This window comes from Pseudarthrobacter linnaei, from assembly GCF_055412825.1.
On sequence record NZ_JBVAYX010000015.1, the window covers coordinates 1 to 24,638 of the forward strand.

The window sequence follows — 24,638 nt, forward strand, 5'->3', positions numbered from 1 at the left end:
CGATCGCCAGCGGGGTGGTGGTGTGCGCCCGGACCAGGCGCAGCGCCTCCTGGTTCTCCGCCGGGGTGCAGTCCTCCAGCCAGAACAGGTCGTAGGGTTCCAGCGCCTTGCCCAGCTTCGCGGCCTGGATCGGGGTCATCCGGTGGTGCCCGTCATGGAGCAGCGGCAGTTCGGGGCCGAACTCGTTCCGCACCGCCTCAAACACACCCGGCAGGTGCCGCAGGTACGCCCGGGTGTCCCAGTCCTCCTCCACCGGGAACGCCCCCCGCCCGGCCGGCTCGTAGTCGTAGCGCTCCCCCGAGGCCTGCGCCTGCGCCGCGACCCCGTACACCGCCTTGATCCCGGGCACCGCGGTCTGGATCCGCACCGACTTGTACCCCAGCTCCAGATGCTCCCGGACCGAATCAAACAACGACGGCAGGTCCGCGCCCGAGGCGTGCCCGTAGGCCCGCAACCCGGTCCGCGACGCCCCGCCCAGCAGCTGGTACACCGGCATCCCGGCCATCTTGCCCTTGATATCCCACAACGCCATATCCACCGCCGCGATNATTACGGGACGGACTGGTCACAAAGACCTCCGCAGCAATGATTTTCATGGGGTCAGCCGTTCTTTCCAGGAAGTGACGCGCTCGGTGACGCCGCCGCGTTCGAAGGGTGGTGGGAATTGTGTTGGGGCCCGGATTGCGGGTTGAAGGTACCGACGAGGCCGTAGACCAGCGCAACGACGCCAGGGTCCTGCGCCAATTCCGGTGATACCAGCGCCAGCAGCGCGGCAACCCGTTCCTCGCCGGCCATGGCGTTGGCGGCAGCGATGTCGTCAGCCAGCGGGTCCTGGACCTTGGGGGCGGTGGAGGTGTAGTCGGCCCACGCTGCCAGCATCAACGCGCTGGCAGACCCCAACTGCCCTCCGGCACGTTCCGCTTTGAGCACCGGCGCTGCCCTCATCCGCAGTTTGGTGGTGCCGTCAGCTGCAATCTGGGACAGGTGGTGGGCGATCCGCCCGTTGCCGAAGCGCGCACGCAATGCCTCGCGATATGCCGGGATGTCAAGGTCTTTGCCGTGCAGATGCGCAGATGCCTCGTCCCAGAACGCCTCAACGGCAGCCAGGCAGAGCGGATCCGCAAGTGCCTCCGCCACCGTGGTGTGCCCGCGGAGTTGGCCAGCATAGGCCATCAGCGAATGGGCTCCGTTGAGGAGCCACAACTTGCGGTTCTCATAGGGTTCGATCTCGTCGACGAACACTGCTCCGGCGTCTTCCCAGCGCGGCCGGCCGGCTGGAAAGTCCCCGCTCAGGACCCAGTCACGGAAAGGCTCGGCAACTACTGCCGAACTGTCGCGGAAGCCGCAGGTTTCCCGGACTTCAGCGAGGTCCTCGGCAGTTGTCCGCGGCGTGATCCGGTCCACGGACGTGCCGACAAAACTGACGTTCCGCCCGATCCAGCCGGCGAGTTCCGGGTCCACGGAGTCCGCCAGGCGCGCCACGGCCTTGCGGGCGACGGTTGCGTTGTCGGAGAGGTTGTCGCAACAGACCACGGCCATCGGCCCAGCACCGGCAGCGCGGCGCGCGGCGAGGGCGTGCACCAGGCGGCCCAGGGGCGTCGTCGGGGTCCCGGGGTCCCCACCGGCGATGGCCGCCGTCCGGTTCGCGATGACTTCCTCCTCGACCCGGTAGGCGACCTCCGTGATGGTGAGCGTCACGATAGAGGTCGTTGGGGCGGCCACGAGTTCGTCGAGTCGCACGAGGTCCCGCCCGTCCACCGCCTCCACGATGCTGCCGATCACCTCAAAAGTATCAAGCTCAGTGGATCGTTCGATCATGGTGAACAGACCATCCTGCGCGGCCAGGGCCTCGGCGGCGTCGGGGCGCCGTCCGGTGAAGGCGGCGATACCCCATTCTGAAGCATCGCCGGCATGGTGGGTGTACCAGGCCTGGTGCGACCGGTGGAAGGCGCCCAGTCCCAGGTGGACTATGCGCACCGGGGCCTTCGGCAGCGCCCGCACCTTGCGGTTGAGTTCCGGGATGGCATGGGTGGTCATAGCTTGAAAACCCGCCTTGGGGCGGAATCGACGACGTCCACGATGAGTTCGTGGGCTCGTTGCTCACTGACCCGGTGTTCGGACACGAGACGGGCCAGGAAGGCCGCCTCGATGCGCCTCGAGGTGTCGTGCCTGGCAGGGATGGAACAGAACGCCCGGGTGTCGTCGATGAACCCGGAAGACCGCGAGAAGCCGGCGGTCTCGGTGACAGCGGAGCGGAACCGAAGCATCGCGTCCGGGGCGTCAAGGAACCACCACGGTGCGCCGATGTAGACGGACGGGTAGAAGCCCGCGAGGGGTGCCAGTTCCCGGGAAAAAACGGTCTCGTCCAGGGTGAAGAGCACCAGGTGGAAGTCCTTGGCGGTTCCGAAGTCCTGCAGCAGGGGCCGGATCGCCTCGGTGTATCCCGCCGCGAATGGGATGTCGTGGCCGGTGTCGGCACCGTAGGCAGCAAGAGTCGGGCCGTGGTGGTTGCGGTAGGACCCCGGATGGATGGTCATCACGAGTCCGTCCTCCACCGACATCCGGGCCATCTCGTAAAGCATGTGGGCTTCGAACACCTCCCGGTCCTCGGCCGTCGCGGCGCCGTTCCGTGCCCGCTCGAAGATCCGCTCCGCGTCCCCCCGGTCCAGTTTGATCGTCGCAGGAGTCCGCACGCCATGGTCCGCGGAAACCGCGCCGTGGTCCACGAAGTGGCGCCGGCGGCCCTCGAGCGCGGTGAGGTAGCCGGAATACCCCGAAGCCCCGTCCCCGGACGCCGCAAGCAGTCGCTCCACATTCGATCCCCACGCGGGGTGGGCGACATTCAGATAGGCGTCGGGACGGAAGGTGGGAAGCACCCGGCCTGCGAAGGCAGGATCCTCGGCCAAGGCCGCATGGCTTTCCAGCCCGTCCAGAGGGTCGTCGGTGGTGGCCAGAACCTCGATGTTGAATTCCTTGAATAACTCCCGGGGGCGGAAGCCCGGTTCCTCCAACTTCGCGGATATGGCGTCGAAGGTCAGGTCCGCGTTTTCGGTGCTTGGCTCATCCCGGAGGCCGAACACGTGCTCGAATTCCTGTCGGATCCAGTATCCCGAGGCCGTTCCCTCGAATTGAGGCCAGGCTGCGCAGAAGTTGCGCCAGATCTGGCGGGAATCGGCTGTCCCGTCCCCCATCCCGAGTCTGTCAAGGGGAACGCCGCCGGCGTGGATGAGCCGGGTGACGTAGTGATCGGGAGTTACCAGCAGGGCCGCCGGATCCGGGAAGGGCAGGTTCTGTTCGATGACGGCTGCATCAACGTGCCCGTGCGGGGAAATGATGGGCAGGTGTTCCACCCGGGAAAACAGTGAGCGGGCTATCTTCCGCACACCGGGATCCGCGGGGAGGAGCCGGTCCGGGTGGGTTGCTAACGACTGTGGCATGGCTTTCTTTCAGAGCGTGGGGCAACGGCCGGCGAGCGGTCGTTCAGGGCTTTTTAGCGGATTCCGGCGGGCACGGAAAGTCCGGCCAGGGCCGCGGTGCGGCGAAGGTATTCCAGGTTCTGTCCCGTTCGTTGCTCCAGCGGAAGTGCGGTGGAGAAATCCTCCACTGTGACCCAGCCGTCGTAGCCGAGCTCCGCCAGTGCCCGGAAGTACTGGAGCACGCTGGCCTGTCCGGACTGGAGGGGCGCCCATTCGTTCGCCCAGACAGCGGCCCCGGATTCGTCGGTGGCAGCGGTCTTGATCCAGCGGGAGTTCTTGACGTGGACGTGTGCCAGATACTCGCCAAGCAGTTGGAGGCCAGGCAGTGGATCTTCCCAGCCCTCAATGACCAGATTGCCGAGGTCATGGATGACGCCCACATGCTGGGGGTCCAGGCCTTCCACCAAGCGGCGGGCAGCGGAGGCGGAGGCGGTGATGGTGCCATGGTGCAGCTCCACGAGGGCCTTCACTCCATGATGCGCCGCGCGGGCCGCCACCCATTCGAAGTGCTCGCGGGCCGATTCGAACAGCAGCGGGTAAGGAAGCCCGCTAGCCGCGTGCCCGCCCATGGTCGAGTTGCCCAGCGGCAGCACGTTCACGCGCACCTGCCTGGCACCAAGGGCCGCAGTTACAGCCAGGATGCGCTCCACGTCCTCATAGTTGTCGCACCGCGCATAGCCCCCGAGCCCGGAGTACTCAAGACCGGACTCCTGCGTGATCCTGGCAATCTCGGGCACGCTGTCCTCCAGCCCTGTCATCGGCCAGGTGGCGCGGTTCCCGGCCCAGAATCCGGGGTCGTCGGAGCCGACCTGGTCCGTGATGCGCCATTCAATGCCGTCCCAGCCCTGCGCCGCCAGCGTGGATGCGGCCTCCGCGGGTGACCATTCGGGGGTGGAAGCGGTGAAGACTGAGAATTTCATGCCGATACCTCTTCCAGTGCGGACGACGCCGACCCGCTGGGGCCGTTGCCCCCGGTGCGGACATCGACGTCGTTGTATTTGCCGGCGAGCACGTCGGCGATGAGAACTGGCTGCCGCAGCGTCGCGGAGACGTAGAGGGCCCGGACTGTGCCCAGCGCCATGATGGCGTCGTCCACGGTAACGCCGGCCCGCCGTCCCGTGTGGATAGCCTCGATGATGTCCCGGTATTGCCGGACGTGGCCGGCCGGATACTCGGTGGGGTCCAGCGGCAGGACAGTCTCGTCCGGGTACCTGCCCAGTTCCTCAGCCGCTTGGTTTCCAGCGCCGAGGAGGCCCATGTCGGACTTTCCTCCGGCGGCAGCGTCTGCCGCGTGGAAGTAGGCGAGCTCGTCCCCGTCGATCACGGCGGAACCCGCGCTGCCCATGATCTGGAGCCGGACGGTAAGTCCGGGGTAGGCGGCAGTGGTTGCATGGAGGACGGCGAGCGCGCCGGACTCAAAGGACAGGGTGGCCACGGCAGTGTCTTCCACCTCCACCCTTTCGTGCGCGAGCAGGGCGGTCTTTGCATTGATTTCCACGGGCCTGCCCAGGTACCAGAGGAGCAGATCCACTGTGTGGACGCCCTGGTTCATAACGGCTCCGCCTCCGTCGTCGGACCAGGTTCCGCGCCACGCACCCGAATCGTAATAGTTCTGGCCGCGCCACCAGGCGACGGACGCGATGGCCGACGTCAGTTGGCCGAAGCGGCCAGCGCGGACCGCGTCGTCGATTACCTTGCTCGCAGCGTCGAAACGGTGCTGACTGATGACGCTGGCAACGATCCCCTTGGCTTCGGCGGCGCGGCAGGCGGCCAGGATCTCGTCGGCGCGGTTGAGGTTCACGTCCAGGGGCTTCTCGATGATGACGTGTTTGCCTGCCTCCAGGACTTCCAGAGCCTGCCGGATGTGCATGCCACTCGGCGTCGCGATGACGACGACGTCAATTCCGGTGCCGTCGAACGCCTCCGCCAGCGTGCGGAACACGGCCGGGCGCGGCCGCCCTTCCGCCTCGATCCTGGCCGCGAGCGCCTCCGCCGGTTCGACGATTTCGTCAATCAGGGCGGCCACTTCGAGCTCGGGGAGCTCCCGGACTGACGCCGCGTGGGTGCGTCCGATGACCCCGCATCCTACGATGGCCAGCCGCAGCGGTGCTGTGCTTCGGACGTTGTCCTTGTTTTCTGCCTCGTTCATTTGCTCTCCACTCCTGCTGCGTCCATGACATTTGCGAAGGCCCTGGCCGCCATGCCAAAGGCCGTCGGCCCCGAGAATCCGCCGAGCCCGTGAGCGCCGGCCAAGTGCGGCTCCAGCGATGCAAAGCCCGAGTAGCCGTCCGCTTTGAGTGCCTCAACCGTACGGAGGAGATCGCCGTCCCCCAGCCCCGCGGGAACCACCTCGCCGGAGGCGAACAGCGCGTCTTTGACCTGGAGATACTCGAGATGCGGACGGAGTTTTGTATACGCCTCGTCGAATGGCTTGACGCCTACCTGGACAAAGTTGGCCGCGTCCCATGCCACCTTCAGTGCCGCCGACCCGACGGTCTCGATGATGTCCAGCACTCGGTCCGGGGTGTCCCCGAAGATATCCTTTTCGTTTTCGTGCAGCAGGACAACGCCGGCCTCTTCGGCCACAGCCGCGAGCGCTTTCATGCGTTCCATTACGGCGTCGCGAATGCTCTCGACTGCCACGCCGTCGGAGTAGTAGAAGGAGAAAATGCGGATGTAGCCGGCGCCGAGGGTCCCGGCTGCATTGATGGCACGGCGAAGCCTTTTCACCTCATGCTCCACCGGCAGGGAAACATCGACTTTGCCGATCGGGGAGGCGATGGCGGAGACCCCCATGCCGTGTTCCCGGAACAGGCGGTCCAGCCGGCCCAACCGCTCCTGGTCCAGGTCCACGATGTTAGTGCCCCAAGCACTGCGCACTTCGATGTGGTTCGCTCCCAGAGCCTGAAGCACGGCGATCTGGATGGCGGGATCGTCGTCGATCTCATCGCCAAATCCCGACAGCATCCACGCGGGCGAACTGTTTTCACTCATGATTGTCACTTGACTCCTCCGGCGGTAAGTCCGCCCACTAGATAGCGCTGGAAAACGAGGTAGAGAATCACCACTGGAGCTGCACACACCAAGGCGGAGGCCATCATCTGGCCGTAGAAGGGAATGGCGCCACCTTCAGCTGAGGAGCCGAACACCTGAAGGGCGACGGCGGCTGTCTGGCTTTCAGGACGGGTCATCACGGATGCGAACAAGACATCGTTCCACCCGAGAAGGAAGGCGAAGATCCCCGACACCACGATTCCTGGCCAGCTAAGCGGCAGCACGATCCTGAAAAGGATCCCCAACGACCCGGCGCCGTCAATCCGGGCGGCCTCTTCCAGCTCCCGCGGAAGCCCCCGCAGATACGTGACCATGACCCAGGTGGAGAAAGGCATTGCAAAGGTCAGATAGGTAAGGAACAGTCCCCACTGCGTCCCGATGATGTGTACCCCCAGATAGGTTGCGGCTGAGGAAAACAGTACAAAGACGGGCAAGAGCATCAGGGTGCCGGGAATTGACTGAAGAGCCAGCAGGCCCCGCAGGATAGTCAGGCGCCCGCGGAAGGTGTAGCGGACCAGGACGTAGGCAGTTGCAACGGAGAGAGCTGCCGAGACCACCGCCGTCGAACCGGCCACGATGACACTGTTCATTAGCCCGTTCGCGAGACCAACGCTGGTCCAGATTTTTGTGTAATTGGCCAGAGTGACCTCGGCGGGCCAAAAGTCGCCTTGGGCCACGCTGATGTCCGTGTTGATTGATGCCAGGAAAATATAGAGCATCGGCAGCAAAACGACGGCGCCGAGTACCGCGACAATCGACACGATCATCGGTGTTGGCAGCAACCGGGTGACTTCATGCTGTCGGCGGGACCCCGGGCGGAGGATCCCCGGGTCCGGCCGGTTGGACGTTGAGGTGCTCACTTACGGCCTCCTGGTGTTTCCGCGTCATCGAGTTTGACGGCGCGGAGGTAAACGAACAGCGGGATAGCAACGAGCACCAGGGAAACGAATGCCATCGCTGCACTGAGGCCGAAGCGGAAACTCTGGAAACTCGTGACGTAGGTCAGCATCGGGAGCACATCAACATCGATGGGCGCAGGCAGTCCGAAGAGTACGAACGGCAGCGTGAAGTTGTTGATGTGGTGCAGCATACCGATCAGGAATGCCAGCGAGAGCGGCCCCTTCAGGTAGGGGAAGACGACGTAGCGGAGCTTGTTCCACCAGAGCGCCCCGTCGAGTGCGGAGGCTTCGTGAACTTCGTGATCCACTGACTGCAGTCCGGATAGGGCCAGCAGATATATGAAAGGCCAGGATGCCCAGATCTGCACGATGATCAGGGTCCAGTAGCTGTTTGGTCCGTTGAGCCACAGACCGCCGCTGATACCGATTCCGCTGAGTGCGTTATCTACGATTCCCCCCGGCTGAAACATCGTGCGCCACACTGTGGCGACCACAAATGTGGGTAGAACGTAGGGAATCAAGAACACGGAGCGGACCAGTGCCCGGCCCTTGAAGGCGTTCTGCGTTGCCACGGCCGCCCCAATGCCCAGCGGCAGGGTGATCAGCATGGCCACGAGGGAGTAGCTGACGCTCAGCCACACGGCCCTCAGGAGGGGAGTTGCGGTGAGCGCCTCCACGAAGTTGCCGACGCCGATGAAGGGCGCATTCACCCATTTGCGAAGTGAATACTGGTCCAGGTCCAGCATCGACATGTAGATGCCAAGCAAGAGCGGCACCACAACGATGATGACCATCAGCGCACCGCCGGGGATCAGCATCCACAGCGGTCGGTTCTTCTCGCTGGATACCCGTCGCCGGCGCACCCGCCCCGCCTGTGTGGCCGGCGGGGGACCCGGTTCATGTCCGCCGGGTGCCGCGGGCACCGCCTGTAGTTCGTCGGCTGCCAAGGGCGCCACCGCAACGCGAGTCGCCAGCCCCGAGTCCCCGCTCGCCTCCAGTTCCGTGGGCATTACGCTTTATCCCTTCTTGGCGCGGTCAAGGGAGGCCTGGACCTTGGACTGGCCGTCCTTCAGCCGCTGGTTCAGCGCCGAATCAGGAACGGAACCACCCGCGAGTTCAGGAACGGACTGGACCACGACGTTCATCAGGGCAAGTTGGTAGTCTGCCCATGCACCGGTGAAGGGCGTGGCCTGGGACTTCGTGGCTGCGTCAGTGATGGCGGCGAACTTAGGATCCGAGCTGAGCTGTTTGAGGGCCTCAGCATTGGCCGGCAGGTCACCGAAGATCTTCTGGTAGTTCAGCTGTTCTTCCGTGGACGTGATGAGCTTGATGTATTCGAAAGCCAGATCCTTGTTTTGGGAGTAGTCGGCAACGACAAGGTTGTCGCCGGACAAGATGCTGGCTGCCGGGGTCTCTTGTGTCGGCTTGCTATCACCGGGGGCTGCAAGCGGCATGAGTGCGTAGTCGTATTTTCCAGCCATGGCAGATTTCTCCAGAGTTGGAATGGAGTTGGAGGTAGTCATCGGAAAGAAAGCTGTTTTCCCTGCTGCGAATGACGCGAGCGCCTGGCTGTTGCTCCATCCGATGGCAGCCGGGTCCACGATCTTGTCCTCGGTCAGCCATCCGAAATAGGTCTCGTAGGCCTTCTTGGTGGCGGGGTCTTCCATCTTGGCCGCATCCCCGTCAACCAGCTTGTTCCCTGCCTGAACGGACATGGCCCAGATGAACTTCCAGGGATCAAAGCTGTCCTTGTAGGCGACGGCCATTCCGTAGGTTCCTTCGGAGGCGTTTGTAGTTTTCTTTGCCTGTTCCCTGAGCCCGTCCCAGCTCGTCGCAGGCTTATCGATCCCCGCGGCTGCCAGCAGTTCCTTGTTGTAGGCCATCACAAAGGGACGGCTGACGAATGGAATGCCTGCCAGGTTGTCCTTGTCCGGACCCGATATGCCCAGCGCCGCTGCGTTGAAGCGGTCCTTGCCGCCCACCTTTTTCCAGTCCTCGTCCTTGAGGGTGACGAAGGCCTTGGTGGCGTAGGCGGTGGGGGTGAAAGTCGTGCCGAGGCTGTAGACGTCCGGACCCTGCCCGGAGACCACGGAGGTCTGGATCCGGGTCAGTTCTTCATTGGCGTTTGCGAATGTCTCGAATTTCACCTCGGCACCCGTCTGTGCCTTGAACTTGGAGACTATGTCCTGCATCCAGGCCTTCTGCTGTTCCGGATACGCCGCGTTGACGTTGACCAGGACGTTGAGGGTCTTCCCCTTCCCGTCGACGGGCCCTCCGGAACTGCTGGGCTCCGAGGATCCCGAACCACAAGCTGTCAGTGCTAGAGCCGCAGCCGTCAAATATGCTGCGAATCGGGTGGACGTTGCAAACTTCATTGTTTCCTCCTCTGGCCCGCCCACACGGCCACAACTTCCTGTGGCGCACGTCACTGCGGGAGATCCGAGCCCCAGTCTAGGAATTGGGAAATTGCATGGCAAGCGATTGCCAAAAGTTGCCAAATGTGGTGATATCAACGCAGGGCGGCCGTTCCCTGGGCGTGCCCACCCCAGGGTTCGCTCGCACACAAGGGAAGGCAAACAGGATGAGTCCGGTAAAAAATGACTCCAGTGACGGGGCGCCAACGGCACGGGTCGTGGGCTCTGGCGACGGTCCGCCGGTCGACAGGGTTCCGACCATCAAGGACGTAGCCGAGCTGGCCGGCGTGGCCACCTCGACAGTTTCCCGTGCCCTCTCCAACCCCGGCAGGGTCAATCCGCGGACGCGTGCACGCATCGAACAGGTAGCTGCGGCGCTGAACTACGTGCCAAGTTCCCAGGCCAGGGGCCTGAGCTCCGGCCGGACTAACGTCGTCGCCCTCTTGGTTCCTGACATCACCAACCCCTTCTACTTCGACATCATCCGGGGAACCCAGAGACAACTGAAGGCGGCGGGGTACACCCAACTGCTGGTGGACACTGAGGAATCGCCCGAGATGGAACTGGACGCGCTTCAGAAAATGCGAAAATCGGCAGATGGCTTCATCCTTGCGGCCTCGAGACTGACCGACGCCCAATTGGCCGAAGTCTCGGGCACGCACCCTTTGGTCACCATAAACCGCGCTTCGGCTGTCGCCCCAACTGTTGTGATAGACACACCGTCTGCGATCATCCAGGCGCTGGATCATCTCGCCTCCCTCGGTCACCACAGTGTCTGCTACGTGAGCGGGCCTCCGACGTCGTGGTCCAACCAGATGCGATGGAAGGTGTTCCAGGAGGATTCGCGCAACCGGGGAATGGAGACTCACTGCATTGGGCCGTTCGTCCCAAAAACCACGTCCGGGGCCGCTGCGGCGGACGCCGCTGTACGCACCGGCGCCACGGCGTGCATCGTGTTCAACGATCTTCTAGCCATCGGCATGCTGCAGAGGCTTCGGGAACGGGGAATCCGCGTCCCCGACGACATCAGCATTGTGGGATCGGACGACATCTTCGGCGCGGATTTCTGCAATCCGCCACTGACCACCATCGCCAGCCCCATTGAAGAGGCAGGGCGCGTGGCGGTTTCCATGCTCCTGTCCCAGCTGAACCCCATCTATGGCGGCGGAAACCGCAAGCTCGCCGTAATGCCTACTCATCTGACCGTGCGGTCATCCACGGGCCCGGCGCCCCTCAGCGCCCACAACGCCGCCCCCGCTGCGGGCGCACCGGCCTGACGGACATAGTTGAGCGCGGTTGACACTGCTGACTAGGCTTTGAGTCATGCGTGAACTCCAGGCGAAGATCATCGAAGAAATGGGCGTGCTGCCCCGGATCGACCCAACCGGGGAGGTGCGTAAACGTGTCACATTCCTCAAGGACTACCTGAAGACTACCCACACCAGGGGATTCGTCCTCGGGATCTCGGGCGGGCTCGACTCCTCCCTCGCCGGCCGGCTGGCCCAGCTGGCCGTCGAAGAGCTCGCGGCCGAAGGTGTGGAGGCGAACTTCGTCGCTGTCCGCCTCCCCTATGGTGTGCAGCACGACGAGCACGACGCCCAGGCCGCCCTGGACTTCATCCAGGCCAAGACCGAGTGGACGTTCAACATCTCCGCGGCCGTGGATGGCTTTGAGGACGAATTCGAAAAGACCGTGGGCAACGGCATCTCCGATTTCCACAAGGGCAACACCAAGGCCCGCACCCGCATGATCGCGCAGTACGCCCTCGCCGGCGAGCACAATTACCTGGTCATCGGCACCGACCACGGCGCGGAATCGGTCACCGGCTTCTTCACCAAGTACGGCGACGGCGGCGCGGATGTCCTGCCGCTGTTCGGACTGAATAAGCGCCAGAACCGCGCCCTGCTCGCCGAACTGGGCGCCCCGGCCCGGATCTGGGAGAAGGTGCCCACGGCCGACCTCCTCGACGGCCAGCCCGGCCGCACCGACGAGGACGAACTGGGCCTCAGCTACGACACGATCGATGACTACCTTGAGGGCCGCGACATCCCCGTGGCCGCAGCCGAGCTGATCGAAGAAAAATACCTCCGCACCCGGCACAAGCGCACCGTCCCGGTCACCCTCTTCGACACCTGGTGGAAGTAGCCCGGATGGCGCCCGGGACCCAGGTGGTGCCCTGCGCCTAGGTGGTGCCCTGCAGCAGTGTGGAGACCCGGTGGGCCTCGTCCATCAGCAGGCGTCCCAGCATCGCCTGGCGTTCCCCCTTGAAGCGCGGTTCGATTCCGGTCAGTGACAACGCCCAGGCCGGGCGCCCGCGCTGGTCGAATACGGCCGCTCCCATCCCCCAACTGCCTTCCAGCACGAGCCCCGGATTCACCGAGTAGCCGGCCTGCCGCGTCGCGGCCAGGTTGGCCCGGACCAGGGCCTCGGTGTGGGCCGCCGCGAAACTGCCCGCGTGCGCGGGCCAGTCCGCCAGCAGTTCCTCCTGCTCCGCCTCGGGCAGGAACGCCATAATGGCGGTTCCGGCGGAGGCGACGCCGAGCGGGAAGCGGACGCCCTCGTGCAGCACGAAGGACCGCACCGGGAAGCTGCCCTCCTCCCGCAGCAGGCACACCGTTTCGGTACCGCGCCGGATGGAGAAGAATGCGCTTTCGCCGGTCTCCTCGGCGAGCCGGCGGAGGCTGGGCCGGGCGATGTCCTCCAGCGGGAACCGCGCCGAGGCCACCGAACCCATCAGAAGGATCTCCGGTCCCAGCACCCAGTTGCCGCTGGCCTGGTCCTGGTCCAGCAGCCCCTCGGCGGCCAGCGAACTGAGCAGGCGGTGCACGGTGGGGCGGGTGAGCCCGGACTCCCTCACGAGTTCCACCAGCGGGGAGCCCTCCGGCTTCCGCCCGACGATGCGCAGCAGGGACGCGATGCGGCTGACGACCTGTGCGCCCTGGACCGGTAGTGCAGTCAAAATTCCTCGAAACTTGATGCCGATCTGCTCGAATCATCCACATTGTGGATAGTACCCAGCTTACCGTCCACACTGTAATAACGGCACCTTTGAACTCACAAACATCCATTGACAGCCCCCAATTCGGCACCGTAGGCTCCGACACCAGAGGAACAGTCCACAAAGTGGATTGCGTCAAGGGCTCAATGAGGAGATGCAATGTCAAAGCTGAAATCCGGAGCGGCCGCCGCGCTGCAGGACGTACTGCGGGACGGCATGACGCTCGCCGTCGGAGGCTTCGGCCTCAGCGGCATCCCGGCTGACCTGATCGAGGCGGTCCGCGACTCGGGCGTGAAAGACCTAACGGTGGTGTCCAACAACATGGGCGTGGACGGCAAGGGCCTCGGCGTGCTGATTGAAGCCGGCCAGGTCCGCAAGGTCATCGCCTCCTACGTGGGCGAGAACAAGCTCTTCGCCGAGCAGTACCTCGCCGGCAAGCTCGAAGTGGAGTTCACCCCGCAGGGCACCCTGGCCGAACGCCTCCGCGCCGGCGGTGCCGGCATCCCGGCGTTCTACACCAAGACCGGCGTCGGGACCCTAGTCGCTGAAGGCAAACCACTCGCGGAGTTCGACGGCGAGACTTTCGTCCTGGAACGCGCGATCAAGGCCGACGTTTCCCTGGTGCACGCCCACACCGCCGACACCGACGGCAACCTGACGTACCGCTACACCGCGCAGAATTTCAACCCCGTCGTCGCGGCTGCCGGCGCCGTGACCGTCGCGGAGGCCGAGGTCATCGTCGAGCCCGGCGTCCTGGACCCCCACCACATCATCACTCCCGGGGTTTTCGTCCAGCGCCTGGTCCAGGCCAGTGACCGGGTTAAGGACATCGAACAGCGCACGGTCCGCCCCCGCGCCGAAGCAGCCACCGCCGAGACATCCGAAACAGCTGCCGCCGCCGTTCCGGCCTAAGCGCCGCCCCTACTTTCTTCAGGAGAAATCATCATGGCTTGGACCCGGAATGAAATGGCTGCGATCGCGGCCGAAGAGCTCAACGACGGCGACTACGTCAACCTCGGCATCGGCATCCCCACGCTGGTCGCCAACAACCTGCGCGAGGGCGTCCGAGTCGTCCTGCAGAGCGAGAACGGCCTGCTCGGCATGGGCCCGTTCCCCTACGAGGGCGAGGAGGACGCGGACCTCATCAACGCCGGGAAGCAGACCGTCACGGTGCTGCCCGGCGGCAGCATCTTCGACTCCGCCGCCTCCTTCGGCATGATCCGCGGCGGGCACGTCAAGGTCGCCATTCTCGGCGCCATGCAGGTTTCCGGTAACGGCGACCTCGCCAACTGGACCATCCCCGGCAAAATGGTCAAGGGCATGGGCGGCGCCATGGACCTCGTCGCCGGCACCCCGCGCGTCGTGGTCCTCACCGAGCACAACGCCAAGGACGGCACCGCCAAAATCGTCAAGGAATGCACCCTGCCCCTCACCGGGCTGAGCTGCGTTGACCGCATTATCAGCGACCTCGCGGTCTTTGACCTGGTCAAGCCGGAACCCGCAGCCGGCGGCGGCCGGCAGCTCACGCTGACCCGCCTTGCCCCCGGCGTCACCGTGGAGGACCTCCGCGAAAAGACCGAGGCCCGGTTCGACGTCGCCCCGTCCCTCGATGCCACCCCCACCCTTGAAGGAGCCACCGTATGAGCCTGCGCGAACAGTTCGGCAAAGATGTGCTGCTGACCGGCTGGGGCCACAGCCGCTTCGGCAAACTCACGGACGAAACCCTCGAGTCCCTGATCGTCCAGGTCGCCACGGAGGCGATCGGCAATGCCGGGATCGAGCCGGGCCAGATCGACGAAATCTACCTCGGCCAGTTCAACTCCGGCATGATGCCGCTGGCGTTCCCGTCCTCGCTGGCCCTGCAGGTCTCGGAGCAGCTGGCCAACGTCCCGTCCACCCGGGTGGAAAACGCCTGCGCCTCCGGCTCCGCAGCATTCCAGCAGGGCACCAAGTCCCTGCTGGCCGGCACCGCGAAGACCGTCCTCGTGATCGGCGCCGAAAAGATGACCCACGCTGGGGCCGACGTGGTGGGCGCGGCCCTGCTCGGCGCCGACTACGACATGGCCGGCAAGGCTTCCAGCACCGGCTTCACCGGGCTCTTCGCCGAGGTCGCCAAGCATTACGAGAAGCGCTACGGACCGGTGTCGGACGTCCTGGGCACCATCGCCGCGAAGAACCACCGCAACGGCGTGGACAACCCCTACGCCCAGCTCCGCAAGGACCTCGGCGAGGCGTTCTGCCGCACCGTCTCGGACAAGAATCCGATGGTCGCCGACCCGCTGCGCCGCACCGACTGCTCGCCCGTGTCCGACGGCGCCGCCGCCGTCGTGCTCAGTGTCGCCCCGACCGGCGGCGCCACCGCCCCGGTCCGGCTTGCCGGGTTCGGCCACGCGAACGATTTTTTCCCCACCGACCGCCGCGACCCCACCGCCTTCACCGCGACGCGGGCCTCCTGGCAGCGCGCGCTGGGGATGGCCGGCGTCGGGCTCGATGAGCTGGACTTCGCCGAGGTGCACGACTGCTTCACCATCGCCGAACTCCTGATGTACGAGGCCATGGGACTGACCGAACCGGGCCAGGGTTCCCGCGCCATCGAGGAAGGCTGGGTCTTCAAGGACGGCAAGCTGCCCGTCAACGTCTCCGGCGGGCTCAAGGCCAAGGGCCACCCCGTGGGGGCGACCGGCGTCTCGCAGCACGTCATCGCGGCGATGCAGCTCACCGGCACAGCCGGAGCCATGCAGCTGGCGAACCCCCGCCGCGGCGCCGTGCAGAACATGGGCGGGGTCGGCATCGCCAACTACGTCAGCGTGCTTGAAGCAGTCTGAGAAAACCAACGCGGGGTCAGATACGGCCGATGCCGGGCACCTTAATGGGCCGTATCTGACCCCGCGTTGGCAGTTTGCCCCCTGTCTTTGGCGCCGCGGTTCCCATAGGATTCCAGAGGGCCAAAATGCATTCTTGGCGGCCGCCGGACTACAAGGAGGTGGCTGATGCCCACAGGGCCACCCAGCGCATCAAGCAAGTTCCGGGCGCCCGAGCCCGTCGGCCAGTGGGTCCACCGCACGAGACTGACGGAGATGCTCCACTCGGACCGGAAACGGCGGCTCGCGTTGATCCACGCCCCCGCCGGATTTGGCAAGTCAACCCTTGCCGCCCAATGGATGGAGGTCCTCGCCGCCCAGGGCCTCGTAACCGTCTGGCTGTCGTTGGACCGCGATGACAACAACACCATCTGGTTCCTGTCACATCTGCTTCAGGCAATCCGCAAAGCCCGTCCCGGACTTGACGAGGAACTGCAGCAGCTGCTGGAGGAGCGGCCCGATGACGCTGAGCACTATGTGGTTCCCGCTCTTATCAACGTGATCGATGAGGGCGGCCAGGACATAGTTATCACCCTGGACGACTGGCACCTAATCACGGAGCCCAGAACCAGGGCGGTCGTGGAACGGCTGCTAGAAGCCGGCGGCTCACATCTGTCCTTTATTATTACCAGCCGCAACCGGTCTGGCCTGCCACTGGGCCGGCTGATGGTGCGGGACCAGCTGATCGAAGTGGACGCCGTCGCCCTGCGTTTCGATGAAAACGAGTCCCAGGACTTCCTTGTCGGCATCAACCGGCTCGATCTGGATGCGGGGGACGTGGCCAGCCTCCACCGGACGACTGAGGGCTGGATCGCTGCGCTTCAACTGGTCTCGCTGTCCCTCAGAGACCACCGCGAGGCCTCAGACCTGATAGAACGGCTCTCCGGCAGACACGCGTCCATTGGTGAGTATCTCGCCGAAAACGTCCTCGACACCCTGGACCCCGAAACACTCGATTTCCTCCTGATGACATCGGTCCCGGAACGCCTCTGCGCGGGTCTGGCGTCCGCGCTCTCCGGGGTCGAACTGGGCCAGGCCATGCTGGAGAAGGTCCAGGCACAGGATCTTTTCCTGCAACCACTGGACGACGACGGTACGTGGTATCGCTATCATCACCTGTTTGAGGACTACCTGCGCCGCCGCCTGGAGCGCGACTACCCGGGTCGGACCAGGGATCTGAACCTGATCGCCGCCCGCTGGTATTCGGAAAACGGATTCCCCAGCGACGCGGTGGACCATGCCCTCGCCGCCGGGGACGTTGAGCTCGCGGTGGAAATCGTCGAACTCCGCGCGATGTGGCTGGTGGAGCACTCGAACATGTCGACCCTGCTGGCACTCGTCGGCAAGATCCCCGCCGATCATGCGGCCGGGCAGGCCCGGCTCCAGACGGCAATAGCCTGGGCCCATACATTGCTAAACCAATCCGGAGCGGCGCAGAGTGCCCTGAACATGGCCGAAGCCGTGATGCCCGCGGATGCGACGCTGACCGAACACGACCGTTTTGAACTGGGCGTCGAAGGACTCGTGGTTCAGAGCTGCATCGACATGTACGGCGACAGAGTAAATCACGTCGATGAATTGGACGAAAAATGCTTCTCCCAGGCCAACCTGCTCAGGCCCTGGATCGTCTCGGTGGCAGCGAACGTGTCAACGTTCAAGAAGATCCACGACGGCGACTACAGTCTCGCCTTGGAACAACAGCGCTGGGCCTCGAAGTTCCACGGCCAGACTTCGGGTCCCTTCAGTGGCGTGTACGGACACTGTTTTGCCGGTCTTGCCGCCTACGCCCTGCTCGATCTGGACCGCGTGGACCAGCACTTCACCGCGGCCGTGGAACTCGGCCGGCGCAAGGCCGGACGATACTCGCATGCGGCCCGGCTGGCGGGAGCGATGATGGGCCAACTCCTTTATGAACGCGGCGAACTCGATAAGGCCGAGAAGTTACTGGAGGAAACCCGTGAGCTGGGTTCCGAAGGCGGGGTGGTGGACTTCATGGTGTCCACGTACGCCACGCTGGCAAGAATAAAGGCGCTCCGCGGGGACACCCCTCGGGCCCGGGAAATACTCGACGAAGGCGATCTGGTGGCCGGCAGCCTTGGCCTGGACCGGCTCAAACTGGTCATGGATCTGGAACGCGTCCAATTGGGAATCAGCCCACGGCCCGCCAAGGTGGAACCCCGTGGGGACTTCCCGGGCCCGGCTGCGGCCCAGGAACCGGCGGACACCATCGGACCGCGGCTGGAAGGGCTGGCCGAAACCAAGCACCAGATCCGGCTGGCCACGCAGCTACGGTCCGCCATGGCTGGCGCCGGGCGGGAAGGCCAGGCCTCCCCCGGGCAACTGGCCACGGTGGAAGGCGCCCGCCGCTTGCTCTCGCGGGCAACAGCCTATTTGGGGCCGAGGGCGGAACTTAATACCCGGATCCTGCTGGCGGCCGCTCTCGAACAGGCGGGGAACCGTGAGGAAGCCGAAACGACGCTCTTGCCCGCCCTCGACACATGCTCCCGCCTGGGCCTGGTCCGGCCCGTGCTCGACGGCGGCCCAGGCTGCCTGGAGCTGGTGCGCGCCATCTCAGCCAGGCTGCGGCGGGAACCCGCCCCGGGCCAGGTCAGCCACGAGCTGACGCGGTTCCTCAGTATCCTCATCCGGCTGGATTCCCAGGCCCGGACCAGCCGGGATGCCGGGTGGTCTGCCGATGCGGTCCCTCCAGCCACCGGCCCGATGTCTGTTCCGGAACCTGGCCTGTCCCAGCGCGAACAGACGATCCTGCGTCTGGTCGAGAAGGACAGGTCCAACCGCGAAATCGCCCAGGAGCTGCATCTGGGCATCAATACCGTCAAGTGGTATCTGAAGAGCCTGTTCAACACGCTCGGCGTCAGCGACCGACGGGCCTGTGTCATAGAGGCCCGGCGCCGGCACCTGCTCCCGCCGAAGTGACCACGGAGGCGGTTACCCCAGGATTTCGAGCCTGGCCAGCACGCCCTCCGGTGACGCGGCGCCGGGGAGCTCGCCCAGGTAGAAGTCCCCGGCAGGGAGTTCCACGTCCGGCTCCAGCCAGAACCGCGCGGGGATGTAGGCTCCAACCGCAGCTTCCCCGTGTAGACGAGCCTGGTCGTCGTCGAGCTGCCCCAGCGTCCACCGGTAGTTGCCGGCCAGATTGGCGATCGGGGTGTAGGCCTCCAGCGGTACGTGCACGCCGCCGGATGCGCCGGCAGGCGTTCGATTGTCCAGCAGGAGTCCCGCGATGGGCAGCCCGGCGAAAGCCCGCAACCAGTCGCTGACGTACATGGAGGCATTCTCGGCGGTGTCGGCGTCGAGGTCGCCGGTGTCCGCTGCGCCCGAGAAGTGGTGCGTGCCGGTGAGCCAGGCCATCGGCGACGGGATGCGCAGCACCACGGGCTGGCGGGCCGTCTTGGCGAACACGGTAACGAAGTCCAGCACCGCCCGGTTGAGGTCATCGTTTCCCAGCAATGTCCTCAGCGCGAACCCTGTCCGGGATCGGGCCGCCATGTCCGTCTCGAGCCCGGTGTTGCCGGCCGTTAGGTGACCGTACAGCCGGTTCAGGTCCAAGAGCGCGACGTCGGGCCGGAGCAGCCCCTGCGCCTGGGCGAAGAAAGCCGCGTAAGCAGTGGCGTTGTCCCAGGGGACGGGCCGGCCGCGAAGAATCACGGAAGCGGCGTAGTGGTGGTGGTCGAACACCACGGCCTTGGGCCGCCCCGGCGGAGGGGAGGCAACAACGTTGGCGAGGGTGGTGGCAGTGGAAGCGGTCATGACGCTTTCTCCAGACTTTGGCTTTAGCGGCCTTCAGCGCCGCACCGTCCTGGATGGGGAGGAGGCGGCGCTGAAGGCTTCTTGAGATGGGGCGTTTCGGTTCGGGACGTACCCTGACGGGCTAGGACTTACGGTGGATAATTTCCCCGTGCTTCAGTTCGAGCTCGCGGATTCGGTCCTCCAAGGCGCTGATTTTGACTTCCCTGCGGTCCGGAAGCATTATCAGCGGCAGCTTGTCGATGGTCGCCTTGACCCGTTCCGGTCCGTTGTTGGTGAAGTGGGTGGCGGTGAGTTCCTCGGTGTCGTCGCCCCAGGACCCGTAGTAGAGCAGGTCCTTCGGGGGCTCGGCTTTCACGTAGCCCTCAAGGAACTCCTTGTACGGCTTGCCGCGGGCGAGCCGGGCCCGCCGGGAGTCGCGGCGCAGCTGGGTGGTTGCCTCCTGGTCCACCACAAAGGTTTCAGGATCCCAGACGACGCCGTAGATGCTGGTGGCAACCTTCGGTGAGATGCGGCCGAGTTCCAGATCCTTGGCCACCGCTTCCGGATCACGTTCCAGGACGTCGCCGTACCCGCCGCCGGAGCCCTGGGCGATCATGTACATCTCGCCGTCCTTGGCGACGTCGAACTGCAGGCCCATATGGGAAGTGGTGTATTTACCGCCCTCATAGGGCTGCTCGTTCATGATCCGCTCCATGGACAAATCGAACTTGCTGGAATCCTTGCGGATGACGTCGTAGATGTTGATGCCCTTGACCATGGCCAGCGGTGTGGTGCTGCAGCCGTAGCCGCCGAACATTCCCGTGACAGAGGAGAACTTCGACCCCGAGGTAACGGTCATGAAGCCCCACATCGGGGTTCCCTCGGCAGCAACGATCATCTCGTAGCCCATCCCGCCGCTGTTCTTGCCGAAGCCCTGGTTGTCGCGGACGATCCGCTTGCTGACCAGCTGCATGAAGGGAACTTCTTCTTCCATGACCTCCTGTTCAGCAGTGTCTGCCATGGCACAGAACAACGGTGAGACGGCGTCTTCACCGTCGCGGAATGCTTTGGCACCGCCGCCCATGCCGTTGAGGTCAGCACACAGGTTTCCCACCTGGTCGCCGTGCTGGGTCAGCCCTCCCCAGAGGAAGGTGTTGATCTGGTTGAACCACGGAGCCAGCACATTGGAAAACTTTTCCGGGTTGGAGAACTGCATCTTGGCAAAGGCTGTCTGCAGGGCAGAGAATCCCCGGAACGAGGCCTGCAGCGACTGTCCCATCGGCGCATCGTAACCAGCGTCGGCCCACGTGTGCTCGTCCGAGATGATGTCGATGGGCGACATCGCCGAGGTGCAGCGGGGCAGGTCAGGCCACCAGAACGCCAGGATCGCCTGCATCATCATCGACTTGACCGAGCACAGCGGGGAGTTGATGGCACGGTTGAGGATCTCTGGTCCCGTGCCCCTCAGGTCCACAGTCATTTTGTCACCCTTGACAGTCACCTTGCAGGCGAACTTGATCAGGATGTTCTCTTTGAGCGTGGAGTCCATGAACTGGTTGAAGGACACCGTTCCGTCCGGCAGTTCGCTGATGCGGCGCTTGACTTCCTGCTCCACGTCTTCCACGGTGACGCGCAGGGCCGCGACGAACGTCTCCACTCCCACTTCGTCGATGATGCTGTCGACGCGTTCCTGGATGCGCTGGACGGCCCCGATCTTGACCTTGAGGTCGGCCAGCTGCAGCTTGGGGTCGCGAACCGAATGCTGCAGGAACGTCAGCAGGTCCCGGCGCAGGTCACCTTTCTCCACGATCTTGAACGGGGACATCCGGAGCCCGTCGTCGAACGGGGTTTCGGAGCCTGAGGGCATTCCGCCGGGCTCGCACGCCCCGTTTTCGCCTTCGTGAATGGTCGCCGCGACCCAGGCGATGATCTTTCCCTCGCGGAAGATCGGCATGATCATCGACTGGTCCGTGTTGTGGACGTTTCCGTACCGGGCATCATTGTGGATGAAGCCATCGCCGGGGTTGATCCCCACTGTCGGCTCGTCTTTCCAGTACTTCATGATGTAGCGGATCGGGTGGTGCAGGATCGCCGAGAACGCGATCACGCCGTGGCAGGACAGGTAGGTGACGTCCCCTTCGGCGGTGTAAATCGCCGTCGTCAGGTCCCCCCATTTGGCTCCGGGAGCGGCACCCATGGCCTCGCACATTTCGTAGCCCTCATCCAGGGCGCCGGCGAGGCGCTTGCGGATGCGGTCGACCTTGATCGGGTCCACGCCCTTGGAGATGCACTCGTCCTCGTAGGCGGAGCGGGATGTGATCTGGTGGCTGCGCATGATAGCCGGGTCGGGGCCGAGGAAGAGGGTTGTTTCGTCCATAAACTGGTCCACCCACTGCTGCTCCTGGGCAGTCAGCGGCTGGGAAGCGTCTCCGGCTGTGTCCCGGGCTGTATCTCCGGCTGTATCTCCGGCTGTATCTCCGGCTTCGCCGGTGGTGCTGTTTTCATTTGCTGTAAGCGTCATTGCTGTCGAGCTCCTTCAATGGGATGAGCTGGAAGGTCTGGATGTGGATCCGTGCGGAACGGGATCAGTCTTTGAGGAACCACACGGCTCCCTGGGATGTCGGTTCCAGGCGCCATCCGGGTTCAACCAGGTACGTCGTGTTTTCCGTGGTGACGATGGCCGGGCCGTGGATGACGTGTTGGTGGTGGAGGGCCTCGGCGTCGTACACCGGGGTATCCACCGCTCCATCGATCTTCACGAAGTGGACCTGCCGGGTCCCGACTGGGCTGGGCATGGTCCGGTCATGTCCTGTGTCGATTGAATCGAACTTGACCACGTCCCCTTCCACGTAGGACGACACCCTCACGGTCTGGGCCCGGATGCCGGCCTCGGGGGCCTGGCTGCCGGAACCGTAGCGCTTGCCATAGATATCCGAGAACGTCCGGATCAGGTGCAGCACGTCGGCGACGCCGTTCACGCGGTTAATGTCGAACACGACGGCTGTGGTCACCAGCTGGTTGCCGTAGCGCATGTCCATTTCGAGGCTGTAGCGGATATCTGCGGCGTCGTACCCCTGACGGATGAGGTCTTCCTTGCCCTTGGCTTCCAGCTCCTGAATGACGCTGTTCAGCTCGTCGTAGCTTTGGTAAAGGCTGCGGTCCGTGGGGTTGTACAGCACCACATGGGAGCCGCGCTCGTGGATATGGAGGGGTTTCATGTTGCCGGCGCCGCAGGCCGAGAAAACCGAGGAAAAGGGCGGAGCGAGGATCCTGCGGATACCGGCGTGATCGGCGATGCCGCAGGCGTGCAGGGGTCCGTTGCCGCCATAGGCCAGCATGGTGAAGTCTTCCGGTAGGTATCCCCGGACCCGCAGCTCCTTAGCCATTCCGATCGCCATCTGCTCGTCGACCGCATTCTTGATGATCTTGGCGACCTGGATGGTGCCCATGTTCAGGTCGTCAGCGAGAACCTCATCGATTGCGTAGATGGAGCGCTTTTTGTTCAGTTTGATGTAGCCGTTGGCGTAATTGTCCGGATCCAGGTATCCCAGGACCAGGTCAGCGTCCGTGACTGTGGGGCGAAGGCCGCCGCGGTCGTAGCAGGCGGGGCCTGGATCTGAGCCTGCTGATTCCGGCCCGATCTGTACCGCATGGTGGATGCGGTCATAACTGGCGATCGAACCGCCTCCCGCACCCAGCGTCAGCAGGTGGATCATGGGTACCGATACCAGCCAGCGGCCGATGGTCGGCTGGAAGTCGTAGTGCTTGACTCCGCCTTCCGGGACCAGGCCGATGTCGAAGGACGTGCCGCCCATATCCGTCGAAATCACGTTTCCCAAACCGGTGCTGTCGGCCAGGTGCTGGGCAGCGCCCACGCCGGCGATGGGGCCGGAATGGATGGTCTGCAGGGCGTCCGTCGAGTTGGACTGCGCCATACCGCCCGAGTTGTGGATCACCAGCATGGGCTTGTCGTAACCGGACGTACGCAGGTTGTTGGACAGCTGCCCCAGCGCGTGGAACATGATCTCGTGCAGGAACGCGTCCACGATCGTCGACGTCGCCCGGACGTACTCGCCTTTTCGGCCCGACACCTGGCTTCCCAGCAGGACGGGGATGGCCCCGAGCTCGTGGGCCGGGTACTCATCCAGGATGATCTCCAGGATCTGCTGCTCATGGACCGGGTTCTCGGTCGAGTTGACCAGGGAGACCACGATCGCTTCCGCCCCGGCGTCCACGAGTTCACGCACCTGGGTGCGGACATCGTCTTCCATCAGCGAGACGACCACCTTGCCGGCCGAGTTGATTCGCTCCTTCACGGACCGGATCAGGGCGCGGGGCACGAGCGGATCCGGACGGGTGGCGTCAGGCATGTTCTGTTGCTTGGAAGGGTCCAGCCCTTCGCCGTAGCCGCGGCCGCGGGAGAGCGGGATGGTGTCCTCGAAGCCGTGAGTGACCAGCGCCCCCACACGTGGGCCTTTGCCTTCGATCAGGGCGTTAGTACCGAGTGTGGTGGCATAGCGGACGGAGTCGACTTCCTTCAGGACGAGGTCCCGGTCCAGTCCGGCGCGTGAGCAGGCGAGGTCGAGGGCTTCATTGAAGCCCTGGGCAAGATTGTGGTGCGTTGTGAGCGCCTTTGCTTCAACGTACTGGTCTTCCCAGGCAAAAAAGCAGTCGGTAAATGTGCCGCCGATGTCGACGGAGATTCGTTTCATGACCAGTGGTCTCCTTTATTCCAAGTACTAGCTGAACGAATGGGGGGAATGGTTGTGGGTGTTGTATGAGCCGAGAGCCGGCGTGAAATCGGCGACCGCCTCTTCGCCCGGTCCGTAGTTGATGACGGTCTCAGGCCTGGTGCCCCGCTTAATCCATGTTTCGCGGAGCGAGTCGATGTCCCACAGCATGTCCACCGTGGGCGGGTGTCCCGGCGGTACGTACTCCGTTTCCAGCTGTGTTCCGCAACCCGGGCAGTAGAACTCGAGAATCCTGCAGAATGTGGGGTCCGGAGCGAACGTGAATTCGTACTTCTCCGGGTCCAGGATCGACTGGTGGATTTCGGTGGGGTCCCGGTCGTAGACCAGTGTCCCCTCCTTGTAGTTGCCGCTGGCCTCGCCGAGGTCCTGGTTGCAGACCCTGCAGTTCCACCGTTCCGTGTCGAGATCGATGATCAGATATTCCGTCATTGGAAT

Annotated in this window: 19 protein-coding genes and 1 pseudogene; 6 read left to right on the plus strand and 14 right to left on the minus strand. The window is 64.4% G+C overall.

Translation table 11 applies throughout. The features are described from left to right. The 9 genes and pseudogenes from ACZYZ3_RS13370 to ACZYZ3_RS13410 form a co-directional block, all read right to left on the minus strand. A pseudogene (locus ACZYZ3_RS13370) lies at positions 1 to 565 on the minus strand (enolase C-terminal domain-like protein); the annotation flags it as partial. Positions 566 to 600: 35 nt separating this feature from the next. Continuing rightward, positions 601 to 2,037 carry a mannitol dehydrogenase family protein gene (locus ACZYZ3_RS13375; protein WP_463964304.1) on the minus strand — a complete coding sequence of 479 codons (1,437 nt, stop codon included), beginning with the start codon at positions 2,035 to 2,037 and terminating at the stop codon, positions 601 to 603. Beyond that, positions 2,034 to 3,437 carry a glucuronate isomerase gene (gene uxaC / locus ACZYZ3_RS13380; protein WP_463964305.1) on the minus strand — a complete coding sequence of 468 codons (1,404 nt, stop codon included), beginning with the start codon at positions 3,435 to 3,437 and terminating at the stop codon, positions 2,034 to 2,036. Before uxaC ends, ACZYZ3_RS13375 begins: the two co-directional genes overlap by 4 nt. A 53-nt stretch (positions 3,438 to 3,490) precedes the next feature. Next, the gene (locus ACZYZ3_RS13385; protein WP_463964306.1) at positions 3,491 to 4,396 is read right to left on the minus strand and encodes a sugar phosphate isomerase/epimerase family protein; all 906 of its coding nucleotides are present in this window, start codon (positions 4,394 to 4,396) and stop codon (positions 3,491 to 3,493) included. Next, positions 4,393 to 5,625, minus strand: coding sequence for a Gfo/Idh/MocA family protein (locus ACZYZ3_RS13390; protein ID WP_463964307.1), 1,233 nt, complete (start codon positions 5,623 to 5,625; stop codon positions 4,393 to 4,395). Before ACZYZ3_RS13390 ends, ACZYZ3_RS13385 begins: the two co-directional genes overlap by 4 nt. Next, entirely contained in the window at positions 5,622 to 6,470 is an 849-nt protein-coding gene (locus ACZYZ3_RS13395; protein WP_463964308.1) for a sugar phosphate isomerase/epimerase family protein, read from the minus strand. The genes ACZYZ3_RS13390 and ACZYZ3_RS13395 overlap by 4 nt, the downstream gene beginning before the upstream one ends. Positions 6,471 to 6,475: 5 nt before the next feature. Then, on the minus strand, positions 6,476 to 7,297 hold the full coding sequence (locus tag ACZYZ3_RS13400; protein ID WP_463964375.1) for a carbohydrate ABC transporter permease: 822 nt from the start codon (positions 7,295 to 7,297) through the stop codon (positions 6,476 to 6,478). Positions 7,298 to 7,386: 89 nt separating this feature from the next. Next, entirely contained in the window at positions 7,387 to 8,439 is a 1,053-nt protein-coding gene (locus ACZYZ3_RS13405; protein ID WP_463964309.1) for a carbohydrate ABC transporter permease, read from the minus strand. Positions 8,440 to 8,445: 6 nt separating this feature from the next. Then, complete coding sequence (locus ACZYZ3_RS13410; protein WP_463964310.1) at positions 8,446 to 9,804, minus strand: ABC transporter substrate-binding protein; 1,359 nt, start codon at positions 9,802 to 9,804, stop codon at positions 8,446 to 8,448. Positions 9,805 to 10,010: 206 nt separating this feature from the next. On the opposite strand from ACZYZ3_RS13410, the gene ACZYZ3_RS13415 reads away from it, so the two are divergent. Together ACZYZ3_RS13415 and nadE are read left to right on the plus strand one after the other, a co-directional pair. Beyond that, positions 10,011 to 11,120 (plus strand): LacI family DNA-binding transcriptional regulator, encoded by a 1,110-nt coding sequence (locus ACZYZ3_RS13415; protein WP_463964311.1) that lies wholly within the window; start codon positions 10,011 to 10,013, stop codon positions 11,118 to 11,120. 46 nt (positions 11,121 to 11,166) lie between these two features. Then, entirely contained in the window at positions 11,167 to 11,988 is an 822-nt protein-coding gene (gene nadE, locus ACZYZ3_RS13420; protein ID WP_463964312.1) for an NAD(+) synthase, read from the plus strand. Between the two features lie 37 nt (positions 11,989 to 12,025). Here nadE and ACZYZ3_RS13425 read toward each other — a convergent pair whose 3' ends face one another. After that, positions 12,026 to 12,802, minus strand: a complete 777-nt coding sequence (locus ACZYZ3_RS13425; protein WP_463964313.1) for an IclR family transcriptional regulator — start codon at positions 12,800 to 12,802, stop codon at positions 12,026 to 12,028. A 198-nt stretch (positions 12,803 to 13,000) separates the two neighbouring features. Between ACZYZ3_RS13425 and ACZYZ3_RS13430 the strand changes: the two genes are divergently transcribed. From ACZYZ3_RS13430 to ACZYZ3_RS13445, 4 genes are all read left to right on the plus strand, one after another. Then, entirely contained in the window at positions 13,001 to 13,753 is a 753-nt protein-coding gene (locus ACZYZ3_RS13430; RefSeq protein ID WP_463964314.1) for a CoA transferase subunit A, read from the plus strand. A gap of 33 nt (positions 13,754 to 13,786) precedes the next feature. Further along, positions 13,787 to 14,485: a CoA transferase subunit B gene (locus ACZYZ3_RS13435; RefSeq protein ID WP_463964315.1), complete on the plus strand. Its 699-nt coding sequence runs from the start codon at positions 13,787 to 13,789 to the stop codon at positions 14,483 to 14,485. After that, entirely contained in the window at positions 14,482 to 15,666 is a 1,185-nt protein-coding gene (locus tag ACZYZ3_RS13440; RefSeq protein WP_463964316.1) for an acetyl-CoA acetyltransferase, read from the plus strand. The genes ACZYZ3_RS13435 and ACZYZ3_RS13440 overlap by 4 nt, the downstream gene beginning before the upstream one ends. Before the next feature lie 165 nt (positions 15,667 to 15,831). Then, positions 15,832 to 18,639 (plus strand): winged helix-turn-helix domain-containing protein, encoded by a 2,808-nt coding sequence (locus ACZYZ3_RS13445; RefSeq protein ID WP_463964317.1) that lies wholly within the window; start codon positions 15,832 to 15,834, stop codon positions 18,637 to 18,639. A gap of 12 nt (positions 18,640 to 18,651) precedes the next feature. Here ACZYZ3_RS13445 and ACZYZ3_RS13450 read toward each other — a convergent pair whose 3' ends face one another. The 4 genes from ACZYZ3_RS13450 to ACZYZ3_RS13465 all read right to left on the minus strand — a co-directional run bounded on the left by ACZYZ3_RS13450 (position 18,652) and on the right by ACZYZ3_RS13465 (position 24,632). Further along, positions 18,652 to 19,473: a hypothetical protein gene (locus ACZYZ3_RS13450; RefSeq protein WP_463964318.1), complete on the minus strand. Its 822-nt coding sequence runs from the start codon at positions 19,471 to 19,473 to the stop codon at positions 18,652 to 18,654. Positions 19,474 to 19,594: 121 nt separating this feature from the next. Further along, positions 19,595 to 21,973, minus strand: a complete 2,379-nt coding sequence (locus ACZYZ3_RS13455) for a hydantoinase B/oxoprolinase family protein (RefSeq protein WP_463964319.1) — start codon at positions 21,971 to 21,973, stop codon at positions 19,595 to 19,597. 64 nt (positions 21,974 to 22,037) lie between these two features. After that, complete coding sequence (locus ACZYZ3_RS13460) at positions 22,038 to 24,164, minus strand: hydantoinase/oxoprolinase family protein (protein WP_463964320.1); 2,127 nt, start codon at positions 24,162 to 24,164, stop codon at positions 22,038 to 22,040. Between the two features lie 27 nt (positions 24,165 to 24,191). Continuing rightward, positions 24,192 to 24,632, minus strand: coding sequence for an acetone carboxylase subunit gamma (locus ACZYZ3_RS13465; RefSeq protein WP_463964321.1), 441 nt, complete (start codon positions 24,630 to 24,632; stop codon positions 24,192 to 24,194). Between the last annotated feature and the right edge of the window lie 6 nt (positions 24,633 to 24,638).

Bases quoted from the DNA above. Each gene is read 5' to 3' on its own strand.
- ACZYZ3_RS13405 (WP_463964309.1), bottom strand. From the start codon at position 8,439: ATGCCCACGGAACTGGAGGCGAGCGGGGACTCGGGGCTGGCGACTCGC.
- ACZYZ3_RS13375 (WP_463964304.1), bottom strand. From the start codon at position 2,037: ATGACCACCCATGCCATCCCGGAACTCAACCGCAAGGTGCGGGCGCTG.
- ACZYZ3_RS13440 (WP_463964316.1), top strand. From the start codon at position 14,482: ATGAGCCTGCGCGAACAGTTCGGCAAAGATGTGCTGCTGACCGGCTGG.
- ACZYZ3_RS13415 (WP_463964311.1), top strand. From the start codon at position 10,011: ATGAGTCCGGTAAAAAATGACTCCAGTGACGGGGCGCCAACGGCACGG.
- ACZYZ3_RS13430 (WP_463964314.1), top strand. From the start codon at position 13,001: ATGTCAAAGCTGAAATCCGGAGCGGCCGCCGCGCTGCAGGACGTACTG.
- ACZYZ3_RS13385 (WP_463964306.1), bottom strand. From the start codon at position 4,396: ATGAAATTCTCAGTCTTCACCGCTTCCACCCCCGAATGGTCACCCGCG.
- ACZYZ3_RS13450 (WP_463964318.1), bottom strand. From the start codon at position 19,473: ATGACCGCTTCCACTGCCACCACCCTCGCCAACGTTGTTGCCTCCCCT.
- ACZYZ3_RS13395 (WP_463964308.1), bottom strand. From the start codon at position 6,470: ATGAGTGAAAACAGTTCGCCCGCGTGGATGCTGTCGGGATTTGGCGAT.
- ACZYZ3_RS13465 (WP_463964321.1), bottom strand. From the start codon at position 24,632: ATGACGGAATATCTGATCATCGATCTCGACACGGAACGGTGGAACTGC.
- uxaC (WP_463964305.1), bottom strand. From the start codon at position 3,437: ATGCCACAGTCGTTAGCAACCCACCCGGACCGGCTCCTCCCCGCGGAT.
- ACZYZ3_RS13435 (WP_463964315.1), top strand. From the start codon at position 13,787: ATGGCTTGGACCCGGAATGAAATGGCTGCGATCGCGGCCGAAGAGCTC.
- nadE (WP_463964312.1), top strand. From the start codon at position 11,167: ATGCGTGAACTCCAGGCGAAGATCATCGAAGAAATGGGCGTGCTGCCC.
- ACZYZ3_RS13445 (WP_463964317.1), top strand. From the start codon at position 15,832: ATGCCCACAGGGCCACCCAGCGCATCAAGCAAGTTCCGGGCGCCCGAG.
- ACZYZ3_RS13390 (WP_463964307.1), bottom strand. From the start codon at position 5,625: ATGAACGAGGCAGAAAACAAGGACAACGTCCGAAGCACAGCACCGCTG.
- ACZYZ3_RS13460 (WP_463964320.1), bottom strand. From the start codon at position 24,164: ATGAAACGAATCTCCGTCGACATCGGCGGCACATTTACCGACTGCTTT.
- ACZYZ3_RS13400 (WP_463964375.1), bottom strand. From the start codon at position 7,297: ATGATCGTGTCGATTGTCGCGGTACTCGGCGCCGTCGTTTTGCTGCCG.
- ACZYZ3_RS13410 (WP_463964310.1), bottom strand. From the start codon at position 9,804: ATGAAGTTTGCAACGTCCACCCGATTCGCAGCATATTTGACGGCTGCG.
- ACZYZ3_RS13455 (WP_463964319.1), bottom strand. From the start codon at position 21,973: ATGACGCTTACAGCAAATGAAAACAGCACCACCGGCGAAGCCGGAGAT.